Source organism: Bacillus manliponensis (assembly GCF_000712595.1).
Taxonomy (GTDB): domain Bacteria; phylum Bacillota; class Bacilli; order Bacillales; family Bacillaceae_G; genus Bacillus_A; species Bacillus_A manliponensis.
In genome coordinates this window covers 86,876-110,370 of record NZ_JOTN01000016.1, presented here as the reverse complement: position 1 = coordinate 110,370, position 23,495 = coordinate 86,876, and the positions used below count along the sequence as shown (strand labels likewise).

Below are 23,495 nucleotides of genomic sequence, written 5' to 3'. Positions count from 1 at the left end.
GATGTTGACCCATAAGTATTCCTCCCTTACTGATATTCAATATGTGATAAGAGTTGATTTAATATACATCATATACTATGAAAAAAGAAGTTTTGAGTCTATATAGCAATAAAGCCAAATCACGTAACAAATATTATAAGTAAGAGTTTTACAATATATAAATGTAGAATAAAACAAAAAACGTTATCTTTCTAACATATACTAGGAAAGATAACGTTTTAAAAACAATACTATTATTTTAAGCTAGAAGAAAGCTCTGTAAAGATAACTCCTAATGCGTATGCACCTGCATCTGGATAACCTAAACTTCTTTCACCAACTGTACCAGCGCGGCCCATTCGAGCAACGATTTCTTTTGTATATTCTGCTCCTTGAACCGCTGCTACTGCTCCTTTTTCAAAAGCAGTCTTAATGTCTACTCCATCTACAGCACTTTCTGTCCAAGAATTTACACAAGGTGCAAATGCATCCACAAGCGTTTTATCACCGATTTCTGCTCCTCTGCCAAAAGATCGTTCACCGATGGACTGTATACCGCTTAGTGAAGCTTGTAACATTTCAGCAAAATCTTTCACTGTTAACTCTTGTTTTCCTTCTACAGCCTTACCTGCCGCTCGGAAAGCCCCGCCCCAAATCGGACCAGAAGCTCCGCCGCAATGTTCCATAATAATCATAGAACATGCATCTAGAAATGTTCCTATATTTAAATGTTCTTGATTTAAAATTGAATTCCATTCTCGTTTTAATTGTTTGAACCCTTTCGCAACACTCATTCCAAAATCGCCATCTCCTGCATGAGTATCTAATTCACAGAAAGGTACTTCATTTTTAATAATAACCTCGCTCATTTTATCTACGAGATAAATCATGTTATTTAATGTGATAACTTCATTCTTGACGATTGCATGCTCTTCCGCTGTTTCCTTCTCAAAGTAAACTGTTTTTTCTTCTTCGTGATCTTCAATATCAATGTACTCTACATTCTTAATTGGTCCGTCTACTTTAAATGCAGGTGTATGGCACTCTTTCGATAACAATGTTTTCAGTTCATCATCGAGTTTCATTACTGTTAAAGAAATTCCAGCCATATCAATACTCGTCATGTAATTCCCGACAAACGTTCTGTTTACTCGTATCTTTCTTTTACTTAATTCCCTAATAACCGCGTTGTTATATAAGTAAAGCTCTTGAAGTGGTGTACCACCAAAGCCATTTACTAGAACAGCAATTTCATCATTTCCATCTAACGCTAAATCCTTTACGAGGTCATTTGTCATGCGTAAAGCCAATTCATCAGCAGTTGCAATTTTTTCTCGTTTTCTTCCTGGTTCACCGTGAATACCAACGCCATATTCCATTTCGTCTTCACTAAGTTTAAAAGTAGGTGAGCCGCTAGCAGGAACTGTGCAAGAAGTAAGCGCTAGACCAATTGTTCGGACATTTGCGGCTGCTTTTTCCGCTACTGCTTTCACTTGAAGTAAATCCATACCCTCTTCTGCTGCTGCACCAGCTATTTTATGTACAAGCACAACTCCTGCAACGCCACGGCGCCCTACTGTATAAAGGCTGTCTTCTACTGCTATATCATCATCTACGCGAACGTATTCGACTGTAATACCATCCTCACTAGCTAAATGAGCTCCATTTTTAAAGTTCATAATATCTCCACTGTAGTTTTTAATAATGAGCAGTGTCCCCTTTTTACTAGCTGTTGCTTTAATTGCTTGGTATACCTGGATTTGCGAAGGAGAAGCAAACACATCTCCACATACGGCAGCATCGAGCATCCCTTTTCCTACTAAGCCCGCATGCGCCGGTTCATGTCCACTACCGCCACCGCTAATTAAAGTTACCTTATTTTCGTTCATTTCTTTTTTCTTAATTACTTTATACTTTTTTAAAAACTCTAGTTCCGGATGTGCCATTACCATTCCATTACACATCTCCATAACAAGTGTTTCAGGTTTATTGATAATTTTTTTCATTTATTACTCCTCCTTAATTTATCCTATTATGTTCTTAAACTTTGTATCTTACATTCTTCTTAAACTTATTCGTATATACACTTTCTTTACTCATAGATGATTGCTACCACGGTACATTCCTTCTAAATTATGATATATTTGAAAGCGTACGATTACTAACTATAGTAAGTTGAAAGCGCTTTATAGTAAACGGACAAATTTCACAATTTGTCTAAAGACACCTACTCCATTCATAGATTAGGATGTTAATAGTAAAACGAATACAGTTGTAGGGATGATTCAAATGACTTCTTCTATCATTTCAAAAAAAATTATAGCCAATTCGCTAAAGCAACTAATGGAAACAGAACCATTTCATAAAATATCCGTAAGTGATATTATGGTGAATTGCCAAATGCGCAGACAAACTTTTTATTATCACTTTAAAGATAAATTCGAATTGTTAAGTTGGATTTATAAAGAAGAAACGAAGGAAAATATTATAGATTTTCTTGATTACGAAAAATGGGAGAATATTTTTGAATTATTATTTGATTATTTTTACCAAAACCAACAATTCTACCGAAACGCACTAAAAGTAATCGAGCAAAATTCATTTAATTACTATCTATTTGAACACACGAAAAATTTATATATCAAAATTATCGATGAATTATTAATTGGCTATGATGTATCTATTTCTGAAATAGAAAAAGCGACATTAGCTTCATTTTATAGTCATGGATTTGTTGGAACAGTGAAAGATTGGATTGAAAACCATTGTGCTGTAGATCCATCTATCATGTCTTCTATGATGAGAAATATGATAAACAATCAATTTGTACTGTTGCTTGGGCAATCAGCAATCAAACAATAAGGTGATAAACAATGAAAAAAATTATAAATGACGTTCAAAACATTGTTAATGATATGTTACATGGTTTTTATTTTGAACATAGCGATAGCATATGTTATGACGTAAAAAATAAGACTATTTACACAAAAAATCTTGATACAATGCCGCAAAATGTTGTGATTATAAGCGGTGGTGGTAGTGGTCATGAACCAGCTGATATAGGCTATATAGGAAAAGGAATGCTTTCCGCAGCAGTCAACGGAGAAATCTTCACCCCTCCTACACATGAACAAATATTAGCAGCAATTCGGTCTGTTCCTAAAGACAAAAGTATCCTACTCATTATTAAAAACTTTAAAGCAGATGTAGAAAGCTTTTTAACCGCTGAAGCTTTGGCAAAAGAAGAAGGACGGCTTATTAATCATATCATTGTAAATGATGATGCCTCCATTGAAGATGATGCTTCTTTTAATAAAAGAAGACGCGGAGTTGCTGGAACAATTTTCGTTCATAAAATACTCGGAGCAGCAGCTTTTGAAAACTATTCACTACAACAACTGACAGAACTGGGTCGCTCAGTCGTTCGTAATCTACACACATTAGGAGTTTCCCTCTCCCCGGCAAATAATCCTACCAAAGACAACGTTTCTTTTACTTTGCAGGACAATGAAGTCTTTTATGGAGTTGGCATTCATGGAGAAAAAGGGTATCGTAAAGAAAAATTATCTTCTTCTGAAAAACTAGCAATCGAACTAATAAACAAACTTAAAAGTATTTACCGCTGGAAACGAGGAGATAAGTTTGCGATTTTAATTAACGGTTTAGGTGCTACTCCGTTAATGGAACAGTATATTTTCGCAAATGATATTCGCCGTTTATGCGAACTTGAAGGGTTAAATATTAGGTTTGTAAAAGTCGGAACTCATCTAACCTCTTTAAATATGCAAGGGGTGTCATTAAGTTTACTGAAACTAGAAGATCCTCTTTGGGAAAAATGGTTAAAAACAAGCGTTGAAGTGGCTAGTTGGTAGTTAAGATTGATTTCACATGTGGAATCATATTAAGAAAAAGGCTAGATAAAGTGAAACAATTACTACTTTATCTAGCCTTTTTAGTGTTTAAATATTTCTGGCCTATACAATATAGAATAACCGACATACTTATTCATAAAAGGCATTTACATTATTGTAACTTATGTGCTGATTGATTCCTTTTTCTAGAAAAGATATTTTGTATTATACTTGTTAGGGAATCTAGGAATAATAACATCCCAAGAAATATCGTTAATACATTAAATTCTGTTGTTTTATAAGGCGTGAACCATTCCGTAAAGAATTTCCAATTATAAAGGCGATCTAACATTCCGCTTTCTTTGAAATTCGGAACCCATGACATCGTATCTAAAATAACAAAAATAAGTTGCAATACAAGGAATGCCCCGATAGTTTTCATCCAATTTGGTATTCGAACAGGTCGTCCTTTTTGTCTTGTCATGTAACCAATCCTTCCTTTAGAATTTACCATTAAAAGGCTTTGTTTTTATAAATATGAATCGACAACATCCAAGAACATACATATAGACTAATAATCGAAAATATAATTAATAAATAAACATTAATATTTTGTATTGATAATAGCATTCGGAAACTCCCTCTAATTATATCGAGAAAATTTGGAACCAAAGTATTAATCAACACCAAAAAAATAGCACCTAAAACCAGTAAACCTCTGAACAAATATTTGGTTTTGAACTGATAAGAAAATGGAAACATAAATGAAGTAGATATCATCACAAGGCTTACTATAAACATAATATCTTTCCATACTATTAATTCCCTATGAATTATTAAATTTCCAATGAAAATTGTAAGTACAACAATTGAAGTAACAATAAGTGTTCCAATGTACTTTGAACTAACAATTTCCCTACGTGTATAAGGCAGTGCATTTAACAGGGTATTTATGGAAGGCTTTTCATCCATTGAAAAAATGGTCATAACCATTGTAATACTAAATAGAAATCCTGACCAAATATGTGATGATGATCCACCTAGAGCTACATAAACACATAAAACTGGTAATAATATCATTAACGTTTTCGTTTGTAAAAATATATCTTTTCTTATTAAGTTAAACACCCTGCTCAGCTCCTCTCTTTGTATAAAACATTAACTCTTCAATCGTTGGTTTTTCAACTAAAACTAAATCACCAAAAACATCTTCTATTCGTTTTTTATTAGATGTTAATGCCTCAAAGCCAGCCTCAGATTTTCGAATGGAAATAAACTCTTGTTCTGTATCCCGATCTAATAACTCCATTCTTCCTTTTACAATGGCATACTCTTCTTCAATCTGATAAGATTTTTTTGTGAAAATATGCTCACCGTTATGAATAAAGGTAATATAATCTGCAATACGTTCTAAATCTGTTGTAATATGTGTTGAGAAAAAGATCGTTTTCTCTCCATCTTGCATTATATTATGTAGTATATCTAACAATTCCCTACGAAATATTGGATCTAATCCTGATGTAGGCTCATCCATAATAATTAGCTCTGCATGATGTGATAAGGCCATTGTTAAAGAAGCTTTCATCATCATTCCTTTAGAAAATGACTGTATCTTTTTATTTAACGGTAGCTCAAACTTTTTAATATAATGATTGAACAGATTCTCATCCCAATTCGTATAAGAAGGTTTTATAATCTTCTTCATTTCCGCAAGTGTTAAATGTTCATAAAACATATTTTCATCAAATACGAAACCAATTCGTTGCTTAATCTCTTTTTCATGTTCATTATAATTTTTCCCGAATATCGAAATAGATCCGCTATCAGGTTGCAACAAGTTCATAATAAGTTTAATAGTGGTAGATTTTCCAACACCATTACCACCGATAAACCCAGTTATATAACCTTTTTTAACAGTCATAGAAATATCTTGTAGGTCAAAATTACCAAATGATTTATAAACATTTTTCAATTCAATAACATTTTCCACTATTCTTCCTCCCTGTATAACAGTTTTAGCAGAGCCTGTAATTCTGTAAGTGAGATTCCAATTTCTTTACTATTCTGAATTGCCATCAACAATTGTTCTTCAATAACTTTCATTTTTCTTTCTTTAATCATCTCATTATCTTGCTCCGATACAAAGGAACCTTTTCCAACAACCGAATATATGAATCCGTTCTTCTCAAGTTCCTCATAGGCACGTTTAGTTGTAATAACGCTTATATTCAAATCCTTTGCTAACTGCCGCATTGAAGGTAGGGGTTGCCCCGCATGTAATTCATTGATCAGAATATGTTTTTTAATTTGAGTATAAATTTGCTCATAAATAGGTTCCTTCGAATGATTCGAAATTATAATTTGCATGCAAATACCTCTTTCGGAGAATATTGTATATATACTATATGTACAATATATACTATCAAATATTGTAAATCAATACGAAATTTAAGGAATATTTCCACATCAAAAACCTAGCAGTAAATGAAATTCAAGAGATATTTTTCCAGAATAGCAAAATCGACATAAATGTAGGAATCACTTTTAGTTTCATACAATTCTTTAATAGCCTATTTCAACAAACATTTTAAAAAGAAAAATACATCACTAATGAATTAATGATGTATTTTTCTTTTTAAACATAACTTGTAATTTTATAAAAATTTTATTTTAAAAGTTACTTTCTATCTGTGTACTAAATAAAACTAACTCCTATTCTGTCAAACTCGTTACCTTCTCCGCCACACCGCGGTAAAAACTAGTAATATCAGAAAATCCTAATGCATCTGAAACGCTTAATCCTACAACATCAAGGTGATCCCAGTTATGCTTCGTTTCAATATGATTCCATTTTCCAATTTGCGGTACGCCGCTATAAGTGATAACTTCCCCTGTGGTTGGCCCAAGCATAGAGCTTGTGTTGACAACTCCATCATTTTGCCACCAAGAAGAATCAATGTGTTGTTGATTTTCGTTATAACTTGTGTAAGATCCTAAAAATAAAGCATTTGTTAATAGCGCTTTATTCATTGTAATGTGCGGGTAGTGGAAACCTGTTATTGCACCCGGCTCTGTCGCATGTGCACCGTATGAGAAATAGTATACATCCGGCTGCGTCTTCACCCACGCATTTAATTCCTTTGCACCACCTGTACTTAAATCCCATTGGCTAATATCTTTTGTCCCTTTCCAAAGTGGACTATTTAACATACGTTCCGAATACGTATAAAAGGATTCTCCCGGCTGTTTTTTCAATCCCCACTGATCTAATTTAAAATCGTATACAGATAAGCTATTATTTTCTCCCATACTTGCGATATTAACAAGTAGCTCATTAATAGACGGAAACAATAAGCTTGCATCCGCTAATGTTGTCCCATTATGTGGTGTTGCTAAAGTTGTTACACTATGGACATATGATTTTCCACCTTCAAATAAAGGAGAAAGTTGCTCACTCTGTTGCTTTGCATATGCTCTTTCTTCTTCACTTCCCTCTTTTAATAGTTGCGTAAGTGTACGTATTGTTTGGCCCCCCATACTATGTCCCACTAAATGTACTTTATTTTCTTCACTCCAGTTTGAAGTGAAACCTGTATAAGTTCTCCCATATCTAGCATGTCCATGTTTTGCAGCATGTGCTGCCCCATAATCGACAGTTCCGCCGTTAATTTGCGCATAAAGTTCACACGCACGATCCCAGTTACTTGACACAGGACCAACAGCGGCTGTGTGTACATCATATCCATCCCTCTTTAATTTCTCTTGTATATCATGGACTCCACCCCAATACTTCAGTCCAAGCATTTCATCTCTTCCCCAACCAACGAAACCATGGACAAGAATAATTGGATTATCATTCCCTTGTAGCTCTTCTGCTTTTACTGTTGGTGAAATCATCATAATTGGCAATACAAAAATAAAACATAATACTCCCCACAATAATCTCCTCATCTTACATCCCCTTCTCCACTTTTTTATAAAGCGCTTTCATTCATAACTCCTTTTATGTAATAGAAAAAAGATCCGCAAAGAATTACCTATACGCTATGCATAGGCCATACAATGTGGATCTCCAATTCTCTATCACAAAATTAACTTAATGATAATGTAAACTATCACAACAGAACTATCAATACATTCTAAACTTTCTCAATAGTAAAAAGAGACACAAAAACAACATTTTCTGTCTCTTTTTACTATTATTTTGCGGTTTTAATTTTTCGTATCATAAAAATTATAAAGCTAATTAATATAACGACGTATAAAACCTCCCAAATAATCCTGACATATGTATACGCTAACGTAGTCATTTTGAACAAGCAATCAACTAATAAGAAACCAAAATACCCTGACAAACACATCCATAGTGTACTTTTCCGCTGCTTAAACATAAAAATCGCTAAAACAATTAAAAACATTCCAGCTCGCCAATAAAGTGAAACTTCACTCAGTGGGGATTTTCTTCAGCCCCACTGAGTGTCAGCCCGACCAATCGGGCTTTTACGGACTGTTAATCTCCCATCTAAACTTCTTCGCTTTTTCTCAAGTTTTGAGGTGGGAGTCTTACAGCCCGTTAATGCGGTATAAAATTCATCAAATATCCACATTTCCAATTCCCTACCTTCTCGTTTCACATGTATACACAAGTAGACAATTGTTTATTGTAATACATAATGAATCAAAAGAAAGGTGGTTTCTTAATCCACCTAAAATCCGACTATTGTTTCGTGTAGATTATAAAAGTCCCTAATCCTAAGAAAGACGATTTCTTTTCTTATTATGTAATTGTTTTTTTAAAATATAACCTCAAATGAAAAGAAATACTTTTCTTACCATGTAACAGAAATAAGCGCTTAGGGAATAGTAAAAATTGTGACTAGAGAGTTAACAATTACTTAGCAAGGAGTGAATACCCAAACATATGGATCGAAATGCGAAGATGGGACTATGGGCTCTTTCCACCGTTCCTTTAGTGATGACACTTGGAAACTCAATGTTAATTCCAGTCCTCCCATTAATTGAAAAGAAATTAAATATTACTGATTTTCAAGTCTCTCTCATCATTACAGTCTATTCTGTAGTCGCGATTATATTAATCCCGATAGCTGGATATTTATCAGATAAATGGGGAAGGAAAAAAGTTATTATCCCTAGCTTATTTATAGCCGCAATTGGCGGGGCCATAACAGGATGGGTATCATGGAAAGTAGACGATCCTTACATATGGATTTTAATTGGCCGGATCATTCAAGGGATTGGATCTGCTGGTGCGATGCCAGTTGTCATCCCGTGCGTCGGTGACATGTTTCAAGATGAAAAAGAAGTAAGTTGTGGGCTTGGATTAGTTGAAACATCCAATACATTAGGGAAAGTAATAAGCCCTATTTTAGGATCTTTTCTTGCTTCTTTCATATGGTTTCTTCCTTTTTGGTTCATTCCTATTTTATGTCTTATATCCATTATTTTCATTTTATTTTTTGTCAAACCACCAAAACAAGAAACAAAAGCACCACCGCTTCGTATCTTTCTTCAGAACATAAAATCGATTTTACATGAAAAAGGACGCTGGCTTTTTCCTATCTTTATACTTGGTGGCATTATTATGTTTGTTTTATTCGGTACACTTTTTTACTTGTCCTCTATATTAGAAAAACGGTATCACTTAGATGGCATTTGGAAAGGTGTTGTACTAGCAATCCCACTCGCTTCGCTCTCTCTAACTTCCTATATAACAGGGAAGAAAATTGGGGATGCAAAGGTTGTTATGAAATGGTGTATATGTGGTGGTTTTCTCTTACTAGGAAGCACATTAGTCGTCCCCATTTTCTTCAAAAGTATTTACGTTATTATCATCAGTCTTGTGATTGGTGGAATTGGAATTGGTCTGGCACTTCCTAGTTTAGATGCTTTAGTAACAGAAGGCGTTGAGAAAGAACAGCGCGGATCAATTACGTCTCTTTATAGCTCCATGCGGTTTGTTGGAGTTGCAGCAGGACCTCCGTTGTTTGCGGTATTAATGAAAGGACCTGATAATTATATCTTTTACCTTTCGATTGCTTGTTCACTTATTGGAGCTATATTAGCGTTTATCTTTATTAAACCTGAGACCGATAACGAAAAACCTAAAGAAGCACATTGATTATTAACTTTTTCATTACAAGAAAAGTCTCCTTATTTTATGCTATAGGGAAACTTTTCTTGTTTTAAATACTAGATTACATCGTTTTTGTATTTTGCTTTCTTTTCTGAAATGGAAGCAACGTTAAATACCTCCATAATGCTTCTAGTGGTCCTGACTTGAATCGTCTTCTCCATAGATTTGCAAATATCATGAGGAGCACTGAAATGACTATCCAGCATATAATCGTTCCAATAGATTCCACTTTACCGCTTAGTCCAAAGCCCCATCCGTAAAAAATAATAGATGCTAAAATATTTTGCAACACATAACAGCTAAGTGCCATTTTCCCGATCTCTTCTAGTCTCATCGTTAACCATTTTAAAGACCCTTTTTCTACAAGCTTAATAATAATCACCATATAAGCTAATGTAAGAAATGGTGCAAAAAAATAACGAACCATCACTTGTATCCCTACATTTGGTACAAATGATAATAAATTTAAAGGTAAACCGATAAGTAAACCCAACTTTAGTAACTTTTTCCGAACCCTTTTTCCTCGTTCATCACCAGTAAAAACACCAGATCTCATTAATAATACACCAAATAAAAATAAACAAATATTCATCGGAATAATACTAATTGCTTCCGCTCTTAATGCCCAAAAATCTTGATACCGATACATAATTTGATCAAACCAAGAACCGTTCATATATATTTTCGCTATATGTTGCTGATTATACATTACAAACTCATCTGTGGTGAACATGAGGACACCACTCAAAAGTGAAAAAAACAATATATGAATCGTACCAAAAATCCATAAACATATTTTTATAACACGCGTACCTGCTTTTACAATAAACGCGACAATAATCGCTGTTATTGCATAACTCATGAGAACATCAAATTCCATGACAAGAAAGTAATGCAAAAGCCCATCTATAAATAATAAGATAGACGACCATATGTAAATCCCAGGCCACTTCTGTTCCTTTTGTAATGATTTTTGATATTTAATTTCTAAACCAATTCCAAACATGATGGTTAACATTCCTAATAATTTACCGTTCACAAAAAATAGCCATACTTGAGACAAGAACGCATTTAATGATGAAAATAAATGTTCAGATGTAAAAATTAACGTAGGGTTTCCATTTGAAGCAAACACCCAAATATTCGTACCAAGTGTTCCTAAGATGGCAAAACCACGCAAAACGTCTAAAGAACGTATCCTCACAACTTGTATACCTCCTTCAATTACACAAAAGTGCTTCCTATAGTATGTATGGTATTTATCATTGTACTATGCCGATTTTTCTGCACCTTAGGATTATGCACCTCTGATTAAATAAGCGAATCGATGGGAGCAAAACACACTGTATATCAACAACTCCTTATTATGTGTTCAAGTTCACTTTCCAACTTTGTGTTATGATAATAGTTAAAAAGGAGCGAATTTGATGTACGAGCTTAAAACAACAGAAAATGATAATAGTGTCATCGAGTTTATTGAAACCGTTGATAGTGTAAAGAAACGAGAAGATGCATATCAACTATTAGATATTTTCACTGAAACAACAGGTTATCCAGCAAAAATGTGGGGGCCTAGCATTATCGGGTTTGGCAGTTACCATTATACATACGCATCTGGTCATGAAGGCGACGCACCACTCGTAGGGTTTTCACCTCGTAAAGCTAAAATCAGTTTATATTTTGCTCCTGATGATCCTCAGCGAGAAAAACTATTAAAAACTTTCGGAAAACATACATCTGGAAAAGCATGTATCTACATCAATAAAATTGCAGATATTGACGTTGATGTTTTAAAAGAATTAATTAACCAGTCTGTGAGCTTCTTACAAGGAAAATATTCAAATAATTAGTATGTATAACAAGAAAATATGAAAAAACAGGTAGTTTGAGCCCCTCTCAAACTACCTGTTTTTATTGTTAATATGTAACTTCTGCTTTAGTAGATAAAGAAAACACAAACTGTCTACCAACTGGCCCCATTCGTCGGTGTCCCGTATCTTGAAACCCTGCTTTTTTATACGCTCGCTGCGCTGCAATATTTTTCTCATTCACAACTAACAATACTTCATCTTTCCCTGGAAAGTTCATGTGAATAAAACGATGTAATTGTAGTAAAGCTCCCACCGCATAGCCATTTCCTTGTTCATCATGATTAATAGAAAAGGCGATTAATGCTAATGCATTTTTATTACCCGTATAATCCTTTACTTGTTCTCCTGTTAATAATGCAAATATACCAACTGGCTTTTCGTTGGATACAATGACAATGGGTGTACACTCTTTTTCTTCCGCTGCTCTTTTTATAATTTCAGCTGGAGTTGCGGTGAATTTCTGTTGTTCTTCTGGTAAATAAAATGTGTGTAACGTTTCCTCGTATTTTGGATGATAAAAATCTAATGTCACTTTCTCTGTTTGTTTTGTCATTTTCCGACTCTCCCCTCTATATGATTATAAATTATTTACAGAAGAAACAGAATATTGAACTCAAAAGAAAATCCTCCTACGCTTTATTCCTGAAAGCATAGGAGGATTTCTTAACGATCCATATGATGATTTGATTGCTCTTCTTGTTGTTTCTTTAGTTCCTTTTCATCCTGCTCTGGAACCTGCTTATCATTTTCTTTCACCGGTTCTTTATCGTTATTCTCTAATAGCTCATTTGGAACTTGTGGCATCACTCGTCCAACAATCGCAGCAAGTTCATCTAAAACACCTTCGCCGCCATCGCCTTCACGAATTTGTTTTCCCATTTCTTTTAGGCGCTCAAATGTATCAATGTCTGCAACAACAACTGCATTTACACCTCTTGGATCATGCTTTAAACTTTCAGCAACAGAATACTTAATTGATTCTACGCGTGAACGATCAAGCTTTGCACCCACATCAATACCAACAACTGCATAATCACCAACAACAACAGCTGTCGCATCTTTTACCCCTGGTATACTAGCAGCTAAATTCGCTAAATGCTGCCCTACTTCTTCATCTGATTTATTATTTTCTTTCTTATATGTGACATTTTTTGTTTGCACCATATCGTTTCTGTTCTTTTCATTTGCATTTTCTTTTTCACTCGTCCAGCAACCTACTAAAAAAAAGCAAACGCCTAACACACATAGTAAAAGTCTCAAAGTTTTCACCTCACATTCTTACGTTTAATCATACATTTGTTCAACAGTACGTAATTTTTTCACTTGCTCTTCTGTACCATCATCTGCATTAATGAAAATTTGATACGTATCGTTTCCTAACGTTCCAATAAATTCGTAACACAATACTTCTTTATGAAGATCATTTACAATAATCGCTTGATGCTCTTCCATTACTTTTACACTTGGATTAATTTTTTGACGTGCTTGTTCAGCAGATAACTGTGCTGCTGGAATCGTATATTTTTCAGAAGCTGATAAGTAATCTCTTGCAGAAAATCCAACAATGGATCCATCATCTAAAGCAATTTTCATTTGAATGGCTTTTGGGTAAATACGAACACCATCTTGATTCACAACATACGTAAAGACACCAACGTTATCATACTGTGCACTATCAAATAGCTCCATGTTCGTAAACTTATGGTCTTTTAAAAAAGTGAGTCCTTTTTCTCCGGCCTCATTTAAACTAATTTTTGGCGTGTTAATTTCCCTATTATCCATCACCCAAATTGGATACCCACCTTTCACAGTAATATCCATATACGCTTCATTATTTGTTTGTGGACCTTTAATTGTTAAGCTATAAAATGCTTCCGTTGCACCTTTCCCACTTTTTTTGACTGTGATTTCTTCTCCACCCTTTAAGCTTAAAAATCTTTTTGCTATTTTCTTTGCTTCTTCTTCGGAAATTGTCTTTCCCTTTATTTGATATTCACCACGTTTTGCTTTCTGCAAACTTGTAAAGGTTGGTCCAAAGTCATTTTCTGAATAAGACTTAGCATTTTTTTCAACTGTTTTAAATCCATCAATAATTGTGTTATCTGCCGGGTTACGATCCGCTGCAAGCGCCAGTTCTACATCCATCCAGCGCAAATTGTTTTTTAAGGCAAGATGTTGTACTTTCCGAAGTTCATCTTGAATATTTGCTGAATCTTTATAAAGCTTTTGCAGCGTTTCATATTCTTCATCGTTTAACGGTTCCTTCTCTAAGTCGCGCACTGCAGTCCGGTAACTAAAATCACCAATTTGTGATAAAAACTCTTCCGTCTTGTTAAAAGGTAATAATGTTAATGGCAACTGTGCAACATCTGAACGCGCTTCTGAAGTAATCCGCCACACATCCGCAAGTGCTGGTGATAACGATGTACGAGAATTCATCGCAAGCGTTGTTCCAATTTCGTCATGCAGTAAATCCATCTCATACGCTAAATTATGAAACGCTCGCTGATAATCGTTTTCTGCATGAATTAATACCGCATTCTTTTCTTGATGTTCTTTATACCCCCAGTATCCAACTCCAACTACACCAATTGTTAAAAAGACAATAAGTAATCCTCTTAACATACAATCACCTCCGTTCTATTTACAGAAAATATGTTTACCGATTTTTTTAATTTGTGGACGACTCCAAATCCAACCGCTTGTTGCGGTATCTGGATTGAAGTAATATAAAGCTTCTCCGGTTGGATCCCAGCCGTTCAGTGCATCTATTACCGCTTTTTTCGCTGTTTCATTTGGCGTTAAATAAATTTGTCCATCTGCTACTGCCGTAAATGCGCGCGGTTCAAAAATGACCCCTGAAACAGTATTCGGAAACGATGCACTTGCGACGCGATTAATAATAACCGCAGCGACTGCAACTTGTCCGATATACGGTTCACCACGTGCTTCACCATATACCGCATTCGCCATGAGTTGTATATCATTTTGTGAATATCCATTTGGAACATTTGTCCCTGTACTTGTTGATGGCTTACTTCCACTTCCTTTATTCCCTTCATTTTTATTTGTATTCCCTGTATTTGTACCACCTTTATTTGCTGTAGACTTTTCATACTTTGTTGCTTTTACAAGCTTTTGCTTCGTCTTCCCCCCAGCTAATCCATCAACTGGAAGACCAAATTGTTCCTGGAAATTTCGAAGTGCCCAGTATGTACCCCAGCCAAATACACCGTCAACTTTCCCGTTGTAATATCCGATGTATTTTAACCGCGATTGTAGTTCAATTACATCTTCACCGACGGCTCCGCGCTGGATCACTTGATTTGTAAATGCGTAAACTGCTGAATCATACATACCACCTCCAAACAAAGTCGCCATCATCAATAACAATATAAGTGGCACTTTGAAAAGAATATTTCGACGCATGTAATAACCTCCTTCATACGTAACAATGATTTTACGGTTATTTTTTGTAAAGAATGTTTTTTTATGTAAAGAAGACAAAAAAATACAAACTGATAATAGGGGAGGATTGCGCACAATAAAAAGAAACAAAGTGAAAAAGGAGTTTTATTTATGAAGCGTCTTCTCGCAAGTTTCATACTTATCATGACACTTGTCACAATATATTTTAGTTTCTCTGCACACGCTCAGCCCCCTTATGCAAAGTGGGGAAAAATTGCAGTGCAAAAAACAAAGGAAAAATATCCAAAAGCTCAAATTATTGATTATCTTCATATTGGAAGAAAGCCAAAAACGATTCGTATTTCTGTTGAGAAATTTAAGCTATGGTTAAAAGAAGGTGAAAAAGAATTTGGTGTATTTGTTGATGTAGAATTTGAAACGAAAACAGAGCAGTTTTTAAAAATTTCATTTCAAGAAACAGATCGGTAAACATAAAAAATCCCTCCTATCTAGCAAGAGGGATTTTTTATGAAAGCTCTTTTATATATTTTAAAAATGCTTTTAACGGCACTAATCCACGCTTCGGCATATGGCTGCTTATAACTGCAGTCAGTTCTAATTGCGGAATAATAATAATATATTGTCCGCCATAGCCCATCGCAAAATATGTATGATACGGCATATCATCTACTTTTGGATCAAGTACCCACCAATGATAGCCATATGATGCAATATGATCATATGTTTTAAACCTTCCAATAGTCGACTCCTGCATCCAATCTTCCGAAATCAGTTCTTCTCCATTTAGTCGGCCATTTTGTAAACAAAGGACCCCGATTTTCAGTAAATCTTCCGCCTTCATCTTCATACCAAATCCACCAACAAACACGCCTTGTGGATCTTGCTGCCATTCATACTCTTCAATTTGTAATGGCTCAAATAAATATTTCTTCGCAAACATTTCTGTTGTCATTCCAGTTGCTTTCTGCAAAATATAACTCAGCAAATGAGACGAGCCAGAATTGTAATTCATCTTCAGTCCTTGTTCTTCGGAAACTGGTGTTTGCAAAATATAATCAATCCAGTTGTCAGAATGAGCAAAGTCATTTGGAAAAATAGCTCCCTTTCCAAACTCATGCCACTCCTCACCCGTTGTCATTGTTAATAAATGATACAGTGTAATACCTTCCTTTTCCTTCGGTACATTTGGAATCCACTTTATAATTGGTGTGTGTACATCACATAAAAAACCTTTCTCAAGTGCAATCCCGATTAAAATAGCAACAATACTTTTTGTAATGGAATTAATTTTATGTAATTGTTCTTTATATGCTTCTTCCTTATAATACGTCACCTTCCGTTCACCATGCTGATGAACAAGAAAAGCGTGTACATTCTTTTCTTTAAACATACTTTCTAATGCTTGAAAATCCAAAAGGCGTTCCTCCAAATCCAAACTTTTCCTTACGGTTGTTCATTATAGCATGAAATCATTTTAGAAATGAAGGGCCCTATAATTTCTCTTATAGCTTTACTGGTTTTCCATATTGTGTAGCGAATAACAGAAACTATAATTCATCATAACAAATTCATTTATAAGTAGTTACTTATTTAATAAGTATGTAATAAAGTGAAACTTCAATCAGATATAATATTAATATTTTCATTTGAACATAAATATTTCTTTAATTCAATTTATATGACTGTGTGCAATAGGTGTGTTAAAGTACAAAAAATATTTTAGGGATTTATGGATCTTAGGTGGAGGGAAGATAGTAAATTAAAGGGTTATTTTTGAAATTTTTGTGAACAAACAGCCTATAATACAGCATATTAATTGCTGGAAACGAATTTATATGATATATAATATATTGCGATTACAACAAAACCATATTGTTTTGTTATGTAATCTTGTTTTTGTTAACTTACAAAAAATATTATAAATAGAAGAAAATGGGTTTGTTACAATTTTGTATACATTTTCTTATTATATATGTTTTGATATGATCGTTAACTTATACATGATTTTAAAATTTAGATAGGTGGTATAAATACATTGGCAACTACAAAAGCATATAGAGTATTACTGTATTACATGTACACTACAATTGAAAATCCTGAAGAATTTGCTGCACAGCATTTAGAATTTTGTAATTCACTTGAATTAAAAGGAAGAATTCTTGTAGCAACAGAAGGAATTAACGGAACTGCTTCAGGTACTGTTGAACAAACGGAAAAATATATGGAAGCAATGCAAAACGATCCTCGTTTTGCTGGAATCGTTTTTAAAGTGGATGAAGCAGATGAGCATGCATTCAAAAAAATGCACGTGCGTCCTCGTTCAGAGCTAGTTACACTTCGCTTAGAAGATGACATTAATCCGAAAGAAACAACGGGAAAATATTTAGAGCCACAAGATTTCTATGAGGCAATGCAACAAGAAGATACAGTTATTATTGATGCACGAAATGACTATGAGTTTGATTTAGGACACTTTAGAGGTGCGATTAAACCAGATATTAAATCATTCCGTGAATTACCAGATTGGATTAGAGGGAATAAAGAAATTCTTGAAGGTAAAAAGATTTTAACGTATTGTACAGGTGGAATTCGTTGTGAGAAATTTTCTGGCTGGTTAGTTCGAGAAGGTTTTGAAGATGTAGGTCAGCTTCATGGCGGGATTGTAACTTACGGAAAAGATCCAGAAGTACAAGGCGATCTTTGGGATGGTCAATGTTACGTATTCGATGAGCGTATCGCTGTTCCAGTAAACCAAAAAGAACATGTTATCGTTGGGAAAGATCACTTTACAAATGAACCTTGCGAGCGCTATGTAAATTGTGCAAATCCAGAATGTAACAAGCAAATTTTATGTTCTGAAGAAAATGAAGCGAAATATTTACGAGCATGTTCACATGAATGTCGTGTACACCCACGTAATCGTTATGTGAAAGAACATGAATTAACAGAAGAGCAAGTAACTACTGCATTAGAAAAAATTGAAGCGAAAAAGCAAGTAGAATTAGCGTAATATGAGCGGAATGAAAAAACAGATGGTATCACTCATGATGTCATCTGTTTTTTCATTCCGCTCTTTTAGACGAAGCATTTCTTTTTCATTCGTTTTAGGTCTTCTAGTGTCATTTCATCCTCATCAACTGATGTGATAGGAGAATATGCTTTAATCCATTTATAAACGGTTACTTCTGATACGCCATACTCGCTGCTTAATTCTTTTACAGGTTGTCCTGAACGGTATAATTCAACTACCATTTTCTTAAACTCTTCATTAAATTTCTTGTTTGTCATACGGACACTTCCTCCTTGAAATCCATTGTAAGGACTTAACTAAGTTGTGTCCATATGACTATACTAACTCCAGGGAGTCTTACATCCCGCAAATAGTGGGATAAAAACATAATTAAAATGAAACTCTACTTACTGAGTAGCTTGTTCAACAAATAACATAAGGAGGTTATTGTATGAAAAGATTTAAAAAATTAGCGTTCGCCTTGCTTGTCTTACTCATCAATTTATCACTACTTTCACCAGCAAAAGCTGAGACGGTAACAAATAGTGAAGAGCCAATTACTTTTGTCTTAATTCACGGAGCTTGGGGTGATGCAAGTTACTGGGATAAAACCGCTCAAGAACTCCGAAACATGGGACACACGGTACATACCCCAAATCTTTCAGGACATGGCCAAGATACGAATAAAGCAGTCAAACATGCAGACTATGTGAAGTCAGTTGTTGATTACATTAAAGACAAGAACATTAAAAACTTTGTTCTTGTTGGACACAGCTTTGGTGGCACTGTTATTTCGAAAGTTGCAGAACAAGTACCCGATCGCATTCGTAGACTTGTATTTATGGATGCCTTTGTTGTGAAAAATGGACAAAGTACAGCTGATCAAATTCCAAAAGAAGGCCAAACCCTTTGGAGAAAGCTAGCAAGAGAGTCTAAAAATAAAACTATTCAATTACCATTTCCAATTTGGCGGGAAACCTTTATGAATACAGCTGACTTAACATTGGCAAAAAAGGTATACGCAACAGTTACTCCTGAACCTGCGGGACCACTTTTTGAAAGGCTAGATCTTACAAAATTTTATCAACTTAAAATTCCAAAAAGTTATTTCTACTTAACAGAAGATATTGCTGTTCCGCAAGGTGAAGAATATAGCTGGCATCCTCATATGTCTAGTAGACTTGGACTATTCCGCTTAATCACAGCAAAAGGAGACCACATGACACCATTTCATGTAAAACCAAAAATGGTTGCACATAAATTAGTTCAAGCTGGGCGAGATTAACCTTCAAAAAAGATGCCTCATAGTCGAAATTTCGACTATGAGGCACCTTTTATTCATACTATTTTATTCTTACAAGCACAAAAGTACTAAGCGGTGATACTTGCACAGAATCACCTTTTACTTTCATGATACTTTTCGTACCAGCTTCTTCTCCATTAACAAGTAGCTTCCAAACACCCTCTTCTGGTAGTTTCATTTCAATCGATTCATTGTTAGCATTATGAATCACTACAAGTTGTCCACGCTTCTTTCTCCCTTGTTGTACTGTATAAGCTACAGTCTGCTGCGGAGCATCAATGAATTTCACGTTATTTTGTATGTCTTCTTTTGTTGTTAAACGAAGTGCTGGGTACTTTTTACGTAGCTCGATAAGCCCTTTCATATACTCGACTTCATCGTTGTACATCACACGGCGTTTCCAGTCCATTTGATTCACTGAATCGGGCGATCTATAACTATTATGATCCCCTCCCTTTGTTCTCATAAACTCTTGTCCCGCATGAATAAATGGTATGCCTTGAGAAGTTAAAACGATTGAAGACGCTAGCTTGTGCATTTGTTTTCTTGTTATCTCGTCTGCTTCATTATTTGTCAGTAGTAATTTATCCCAAAGCGTGTGATTATCGTGTGCTTCTACGTAAGTAATTACTTGCTCTGGATCATTGTAATTACCGCTATTCATTTCAGCTATAACCCCTGACTGAATTTGTTGTAATTTAGTAACGTTTCCATTCACAAATCCATTATCTTTATCTTCAAATACACTTCCTTTTAAAGAGTCACGAATACTATCATTAAAATGACCTATACCATTCATTTTTAATGCATTTTTTTGATTTGCTTTTTGTTGCGGGTCTAGCGGCGTACCTAAATCCCAGCCTTCTCCAAACACAATAATTGTAGGATCAATTTTATATAATGCTTGACGTACTTCATTCATTGTTTCTACATCATGAATGCCCATTAAATCAAAACGGAAACCGTCTATATTGTATTCTGTTGCCCAGTATGTTACTGAATCTACAATGAATTTTCGCATCATCTTTCGTTCTGATGCTGTATCATTTCCGACACCTGTTCCATTCGCTAACGTTCCATCTTCGTTATAACGGAAGAAGTATCCTGGAACAATCTTATTGAAGTTCGATTCATTCACCGTATAGACGTGGTTATATACAACATCCATAATCATGCGTAAATCATTATCATGTAATGTTTGTATCATTTTCTTCAATTCAAGAATGCGAGTTGTCGGCTCATACGGATTTGTAGAATACGAACCCTCTGGTGCATTATAGTTCTTCGGATCATAACCCCAGTTATATTGCGGCTCATTTAGTTTTGTTTCGTCAACCGTCGCATAGTCATAGATTGGTATAAATTGTACGTGTGTAATCCCTAAATCTTTTATATGATTTAAACCCGTTTTCACACGGTTTGGTCCTGTTGTTCCTGTTTCAGCTACGCCGAGAAACTTCCCTTTATTTTTAATACCGCTATCTGGCGCGATAGATAAATCTCTTACATGTGTTTCATAAATAATCGAATCTTCAGGATTTTTCAGTTTTGGCTTTTTTGCTGTCCATTTTTTTGGATTTGTACGTTTTAAATCAACAACAACCCCTTTATTTCCATTTACAGTAACTGCTCTTACATACGGGTCTACTGCCTCGTTCCATGTGTCGCCTATTTTCACTTTATATGTATAAATTAACCCGTGTTGGTCACCCGTTTTCTCAGCAATCCAAGTTCCCTTTTCGGACTTCTCCATCGTTACTTCAGTTCCTTCTGCCGCATCCCATGTATGATATGTAACCAACTTCACTTCACTAGCAGTTGGTGCCCATACTCGGAATGATGTCTTTCGTTTTGAATAGTTGTTCCCTAAATCTGTTCCCTCATAATAAAACGCGTTATCAAATTCAGGTGTACGAACGACAGCACCGATTTCTGTATTTTCACTCCCGTAAAACTCCTTTGAAACCGTATATGATTTCGTAAAATCTAACGGTTCTTTCGTAATAATACGAACTTTATTCGTTACATCTCCGTCAGCTTTATTATATGGTACAACTTCTGTAATTTCCGTACCTTCCACTGTAATACCCGCGTTTTCATATTCTTTTAATGAAAACGGAATATTCGTCTCAACTGTAATTTCATTTACGTTATCAATAGAGGCTCTTTTAATTTCTGGCTTGTTCTTCACTTTATCACGATCATAGTAAACGCCCTTCATTCCTTGTGATAGCCAAATTTCAGCTGAGCCATCTTTATTAAACTTTGTAATGTATCGCTCTCCGAATTCTTGATATGCCCATTCATTTTCAGCTAAACTTTTTCGAACGATAAAACCAACCTTTTGTATTCCTTCAGCACTTTCTAGTTGTATGTTCGCAACTTTTCCATACTCATCTTCTTCCGTAAAGGAAACAGCTTGTCCTTCTTTTCCCTCAGGCCAAATCCACAAATTCCAATCGTTATAATTACCATCATAACGCGAATAATGAATTTTAAGATTAATATTTTTATAGGATGGTAACTCTTCAGGACCATCTGGTGATGTTGTATATGTATTAGAATCACCTGATTTTACCCATACTTCTCCTTCACCATTCTCAATTTCAATCCATCTATCACCACCGTCTTTTTCCCAACTATCTGTCTTTACAATAAAACCTACTCGGTCTACGCCCTCAGCAATTTCTATTTCAACATATTTCCCAAACTTATCCTCACCTGTAAATGAATACGTTTTTCCCTCTTTTCCTTCAGGCCAAACCCAAACATTCCAATCCTTTTCATTATCCTTTCCAGGTTGATAATGAATCTTTACTTTAACAGTTTCATTCGCAAACGTTTGCATTGAATTTGTCAAAAAAAGTGTAAAAAATAAAATTACACTTAAAAAAATAGATAATGATTTCCTAAGCTTTTTCTTGTCCATACTGATTCCTCCCCTTCATCCCCAAATAGTGAATTCAAAATTATTATACAAGATAACGAAAGCGTTTTCATTATAAAATAAAAAAATTCAAAAAATAAACTGAAACTTTAATCAGTGGGGGCTTCATCTCCCACCTAAACTTCTTCGCCTTTTCTTAAGTTTTAAGGTGGAAGTATTATAGCCCGTTAATGCGGGATAAAACTTTCATTCATAATACTTATTTGCTCAATATAACCTTTTACTATAACTTTCATCAAGTCTTTCTTGAATAGACTCTACACTACTATTAGGAAGCTTCGCATGTTCAAATAATATTTTAGAAGCAAAAGGTAAAGTATCTTTGTTCGCCCAAGTATCCATTTCCCATAGACCAGATCGTTTAAAAGCTTTTGCACAGTGAATGAAACATTCCTCTACTTCTACACCAATACCTAGAAGTGGATTTTTACCTTTCACGGCCATTTTCTCAAGTATTTCATCATTCTTTACAATCGTTGCACGGCCATTAATCCGTAAAGTTTCCCCAAGTCCCGGGATAATAAAAAGTAGGCCTACTTTCGAGTTTGATAAAATATTTCGCAATGAATCCATTCTTTTATTACCGGGCCTTTCTGGTATAACAAGTTGTTTTTTATTTAATACAAGAACAAATCCTGGACGGTCTCCTCGTGGTGAAACATCACAAAATCCATCTTTGTCAGAAGTAGATATCATTAAAAATGGTGATTTTGAAATGAAATCAATGCAATGATGATCTAAATATGTAATCACCTTATTTTCTACTAGTTCACTTGGATAACCAACAATCGAACGTAATTCTTCTTCTGTTTTAATTACATTTTTATGTAGCATACTATTTCCCCCTTTAAACCTATAGAATGAAAAAGCACGTGAAAGGTTTATTCACGTGCCCTTTTATATAAGGTGAAACTTCAATCAGCGGGGGTTTTCTCCATCCCCCACTGATTG

General features: G+C 34.8%; 21 protein-coding genes and 1 pseudogene. 7 read left to right on the top strand and 15 right to left on the bottom strand.

What is annotated here, in order from left to right; genetic code table 11:
* Positions 1-233: 233 nt before the first annotated feature.
* Positions 234-1,985, bottom strand: a complete 1,752-nt coding sequence (dhaK, locus tag BAMA_RS24130; RefSeq protein WP_034641620.1) for a dihydroxyacetone kinase subunit DhaK — start codon at positions 1,983-1,985, stop codon at positions 234-236.
* A 283-nt stretch (positions 1,986-2,268) separates the two neighbouring features.
* Between dhaK and dhaS the strand changes: the two genes are divergently transcribed.
* Together dhaS and dhaQ are read left to right on the top strand one after the other, a co-directional pair.
* Positions 2,269-2,841: a dihydroxyacetone kinase transcriptional activator DhaS gene (gene dhaS, locus BAMA_RS17270; RefSeq protein WP_034641617.1), complete on the top strand. Its 573-nt coding sequence runs from the start codon at positions 2,269-2,271 to the stop codon at positions 2,839-2,841.
* Between the two features lie 11 nt (positions 2,842-2,852).
* Positions 2,853-3,851: a DhaKLM operon coactivator DhaQ gene (dhaQ, locus tag BAMA_RS17265; RefSeq protein WP_034641616.1), complete on the top strand. Its 999-nt coding sequence runs from the start codon at positions 2,853-2,855 to the stop codon at positions 3,849-3,851.
* Between the two features lie 151 nt (positions 3,852-4,002).
* Here the strand turns inward: dhaQ and BAMA_RS17260 are convergent, their stop codons facing one another.
* The 5 genes from BAMA_RS17260 to BAMA_RS17240 form a co-directional block, all read right to left on the bottom strand.
* Positions 4,003-4,314, bottom strand: coding sequence for a YfzA family protein (locus BAMA_RS17260; RefSeq protein WP_034641613.1), 312 nt, complete (start codon positions 4,312-4,314; stop codon positions 4,003-4,005).
* Positions 4,315-4,343: 29 nt separating this feature from the next.
* Positions 4,344-4,958, bottom strand: a complete 615-nt coding sequence (locus tag BAMA_RS17255) for an ABC-2 transporter permease (RefSeq protein ID WP_034641611.1) — start codon at positions 4,956-4,958, stop codon at positions 4,344-4,346.
* Complete coding sequence (locus tag BAMA_RS17250) at positions 4,951-5,820, bottom strand: ABC transporter ATP-binding protein (protein ID WP_034641608.1); 870 nt, start codon at positions 5,818-5,820, stop codon at positions 4,951-4,953. Before BAMA_RS17250 ends, BAMA_RS17255 begins: the two co-directional genes overlap by 8 nt.
* Positions 5,820-6,197 carry a GntR family transcriptional regulator gene (locus BAMA_RS17245; protein ID WP_034641605.1) on the bottom strand — a complete coding sequence of 126 codons (378 nt, stop codon included), beginning with the start codon at positions 6,195-6,197 and terminating at the stop codon, positions 5,820-5,822. The genes BAMA_RS17250 and BAMA_RS17245 overlap by 1 nt, the downstream gene beginning before the upstream one ends.
* A gap of 345 nt (positions 6,198-6,542) precedes the next feature.
* Entirely contained in the window at positions 6,543-7,781 is a 1,239-nt protein-coding gene (locus BAMA_RS17240; protein WP_034641604.1) for an esterase/lipase family protein, read from the bottom strand.
* A gap of 970 nt (positions 7,782-8,751) precedes the next feature.
* Between BAMA_RS17240 and BAMA_RS17235 the strand changes: the two genes are divergently transcribed.
* Entirely contained in the window at positions 8,752-9,969 is a 1,218-nt protein-coding gene (locus tag BAMA_RS17235; protein ID WP_034641601.1) for a bacillibactin exporter BcbE, read from the top strand.
* A gap of 76 nt (positions 9,970-10,045) precedes the next feature.
* On the opposite strand, the gene BAMA_RS17230 is transcribed toward BAMA_RS17235, so the two are convergent.
* Entirely contained in the window at positions 10,046-11,188 is a 1,143-nt protein-coding gene (locus tag BAMA_RS17230; protein ID WP_235184471.1) for a DUF418 domain-containing protein, read from the bottom strand.
* Between the two features lie 223 nt (positions 11,189-11,411).
* On the opposite strand from BAMA_RS17230, the gene BAMA_RS17225 reads away from it, so the two are divergent.
* Complete coding sequence (locus BAMA_RS17225; protein WP_034641596.1) at positions 11,412-11,834, top strand: DUF1801 domain-containing protein; 423 nt, start codon at positions 11,412-11,414, stop codon at positions 11,832-11,834.
* 67 nt (positions 11,835-11,901) lie between these two features.
* Here the strand turns inward: BAMA_RS17225 and BAMA_RS17220 are convergent, their stop codons facing one another.
* The 4 genes from BAMA_RS17220 to sleB form a co-directional block, all read right to left on the bottom strand.
* Positions 11,902-12,408: a GNAT family N-acetyltransferase gene (locus BAMA_RS17220; protein ID WP_034641594.1), complete on the bottom strand. Its 507-nt coding sequence runs from the start codon at positions 12,406-12,408 to the stop codon at positions 11,902-11,904.
* Between the two features lie 110 nt (positions 12,409-12,518).
* Positions 12,519-13,115 carry a YhcN/YlaJ family sporulation lipoprotein gene (locus BAMA_RS17215; RefSeq protein ID WP_034641591.1) on the bottom strand — a complete coding sequence of 199 codons (597 nt, stop codon included), beginning with the start codon at positions 13,113-13,115 and terminating at the stop codon, positions 12,519-12,521.
* Positions 13,116-13,139: 24 nt separating this feature from the next.
* A complete protein-coding gene (gene ypeB, locus BAMA_RS17210; RefSeq protein ID WP_034641589.1) occupies positions 13,140-14,480 on the bottom strand; it encodes a germination protein YpeB in 1,341 nt (446 codons plus the stop codon).
* Between the two features lie 15 nt (positions 14,481-14,495).
* Positions 14,496-15,239, bottom strand: a complete 744-nt coding sequence (gene sleB / locus BAMA_RS17205; protein WP_415782912.1) for a spore cortex-lytic enzyme — start codon at positions 15,237-15,239, stop codon at positions 14,496-14,498.
* Between the two features lie 195 nt (positions 15,240-15,434).
* On the opposite strand from sleB, the gene BAMA_RS17200 reads away from it, so the two are divergent.
* Entirely contained in the window at positions 15,435-15,752 is a 318-nt protein-coding gene (locus BAMA_RS17200) for a YqzG/YhdC family protein (protein WP_034641583.1), read from the top strand.
* Positions 15,753-15,789: 37 nt separating this feature from the next.
* Here BAMA_RS17200 and BAMA_RS17195 read toward each other — a convergent pair whose 3' ends face one another.
* The gene (locus tag BAMA_RS17195; protein WP_034641581.1) at positions 15,790-16,698 is read right to left on the bottom strand and encodes a serine hydrolase domain-containing protein; all 909 of its coding nucleotides are present in this window, start codon (positions 16,696-16,698) and stop codon (positions 15,790-15,792) included.
* Positions 16,699-17,319: 621 nt separating this feature from the next.
* Between BAMA_RS17195 and trhO the strand changes: the two genes are divergently transcribed.
* Positions 17,320-18,294 (top strand): oxygen-dependent tRNA uridine(34) hydroxylase TrhO, encoded by a 975-nt coding sequence (trhO, locus tag BAMA_RS17190; protein ID WP_034641579.1) that lies wholly within the window; start codon positions 17,320-17,322, stop codon positions 18,292-18,294.
* 51 nt (positions 18,295-18,345) lie between these two features.
* Here trhO and BAMA_RS17185 read toward each other — a convergent pair.
* A pseudogene (locus BAMA_RS17185) lies at positions 18,346-18,572 on the bottom strand (transposase); the annotation flags it as partial.
* 173 nt (positions 18,573-18,745) lie between these two features.
* Between BAMA_RS17185 and BAMA_RS17180 the strand changes: the two are divergent.
* Positions 18,746-19,579, top strand: coding sequence for an alpha/beta hydrolase (locus BAMA_RS17180; RefSeq protein WP_034641577.1), 834 nt, complete (start codon positions 18,746-18,748; stop codon positions 19,577-19,579).
* A 58-nt stretch (positions 19,580-19,637) separates the two neighbouring features.
* On the opposite strand, the gene pulA is transcribed toward BAMA_RS17180, so the two are convergent.
* Positions 19,638-22,526 carry a type I pullulanase gene (pulA, locus tag BAMA_RS17175; protein ID WP_235184470.1) on the bottom strand — a complete coding sequence of 963 codons (2,889 nt, stop codon included), beginning with the start codon at positions 22,524-22,526 and terminating at the stop codon, positions 19,638-19,640.
* Between the two features lie 225 nt (positions 22,527-22,751).
* Positions 22,752-23,378 carry a pyridoxamine 5'-phosphate oxidase family protein gene (locus BAMA_RS17170; protein WP_034641575.1) on the bottom strand — a complete coding sequence of 209 codons (627 nt, stop codon included), beginning with the start codon at positions 23,376-23,378 and terminating at the stop codon, positions 22,752-22,754.
* Positions 23,379-23,495 lie beyond the last annotated feature (117 nt).

Excerpts from the sequence above, each read along its gene's own strand:
- dhaK (WP_034641620.1), bottom strand. The coding sequence starts at position 1,985 with ATGAAAAAAATTATCAATAAACCTGAAACACTTGTTATGGAGATGTGT.
- dhaS (WP_034641617.1), top strand. The coding sequence starts at position 2,269 with ATGACTTCTTCTATCATTTCAAAAAAAATTATAGCCAATTCGCTAAAG.
- dhaQ (WP_034641616.1), top strand. The coding sequence starts at position 2,853 with ATGAAAAAAATTATAAATGACGTTCAAAACATTGTTAATGATATGTTA.
- BAMA_RS17260 (WP_034641613.1), bottom strand. The coding sequence starts at position 4,314 with ATGACAAGACAAAAAGGACGACCTGTTCGAATACCAAATTGGATGAAA.
- BAMA_RS17245 (WP_034641605.1), bottom strand. The coding sequence starts at position 6,197 with ATGCAAATTATAATTTCGAATCATTCGAAGGAACCTATTTATGAGCAA.
- BAMA_RS17240 (WP_034641604.1), bottom strand. The coding sequence starts at position 7,781 with ATGAGGAGATTATTGTGGGGAGTATTATGTTTTATTTTTGTATTGCCA.
- BAMA_RS17235 (WP_034641601.1), top strand. The coding sequence starts at position 8,752 with ATGGATCGAAATGCGAAGATGGGACTATGGGCTCTTTCCACCGTTCCT.
- BAMA_RS17225 (WP_034641596.1), top strand. The coding sequence starts at position 11,412 with ATGTACGAGCTTAAAACAACAGAAAATGATAATAGTGTCATCGAGTTT.
- BAMA_RS17220 (WP_034641594.1), bottom strand. The coding sequence starts at position 12,408 with ATGACAAAACAAACAGAGAAAGTGACATTAGATTTTTATCATCCAAAA.
- ypeB (WP_034641589.1), bottom strand. The coding sequence starts at position 14,480 with ATGTTAAGAGGATTACTTATTGTCTTTTTAACAATTGGTGTAGTTGGA.
- sleB (WP_415782912.1), bottom strand. The coding sequence starts at position 15,239 with ATGATGGCGACTTTGTTTGGAGGTGGTATGTATGATTCAGCAGTTTAC.
- BAMA_RS17200 (WP_034641583.1), top strand. The coding sequence starts at position 15,435 with ATGAAGCGTCTTCTCGCAAGTTTCATACTTATCATGACACTTGTCACA.
- BAMA_RS17180 (WP_034641577.1), top strand. The coding sequence starts at position 18,746 with ATGAAAAGATTTAAAAAATTAGCGTTCGCCTTGCTTGTCTTACTCATC.
- pulA (WP_235184470.1), bottom strand. The coding sequence starts at position 22,526 with ATGGACAAGAAAAAGCTTAGGAAATCATTATCTATTTTTTTAAGTGTA.
- BAMA_RS17170 (WP_034641575.1), bottom strand. The coding sequence starts at position 23,378 with ATGCTACATAAAAATGTAATTAAAACAGAAGAAGAATTACGTTCGATT.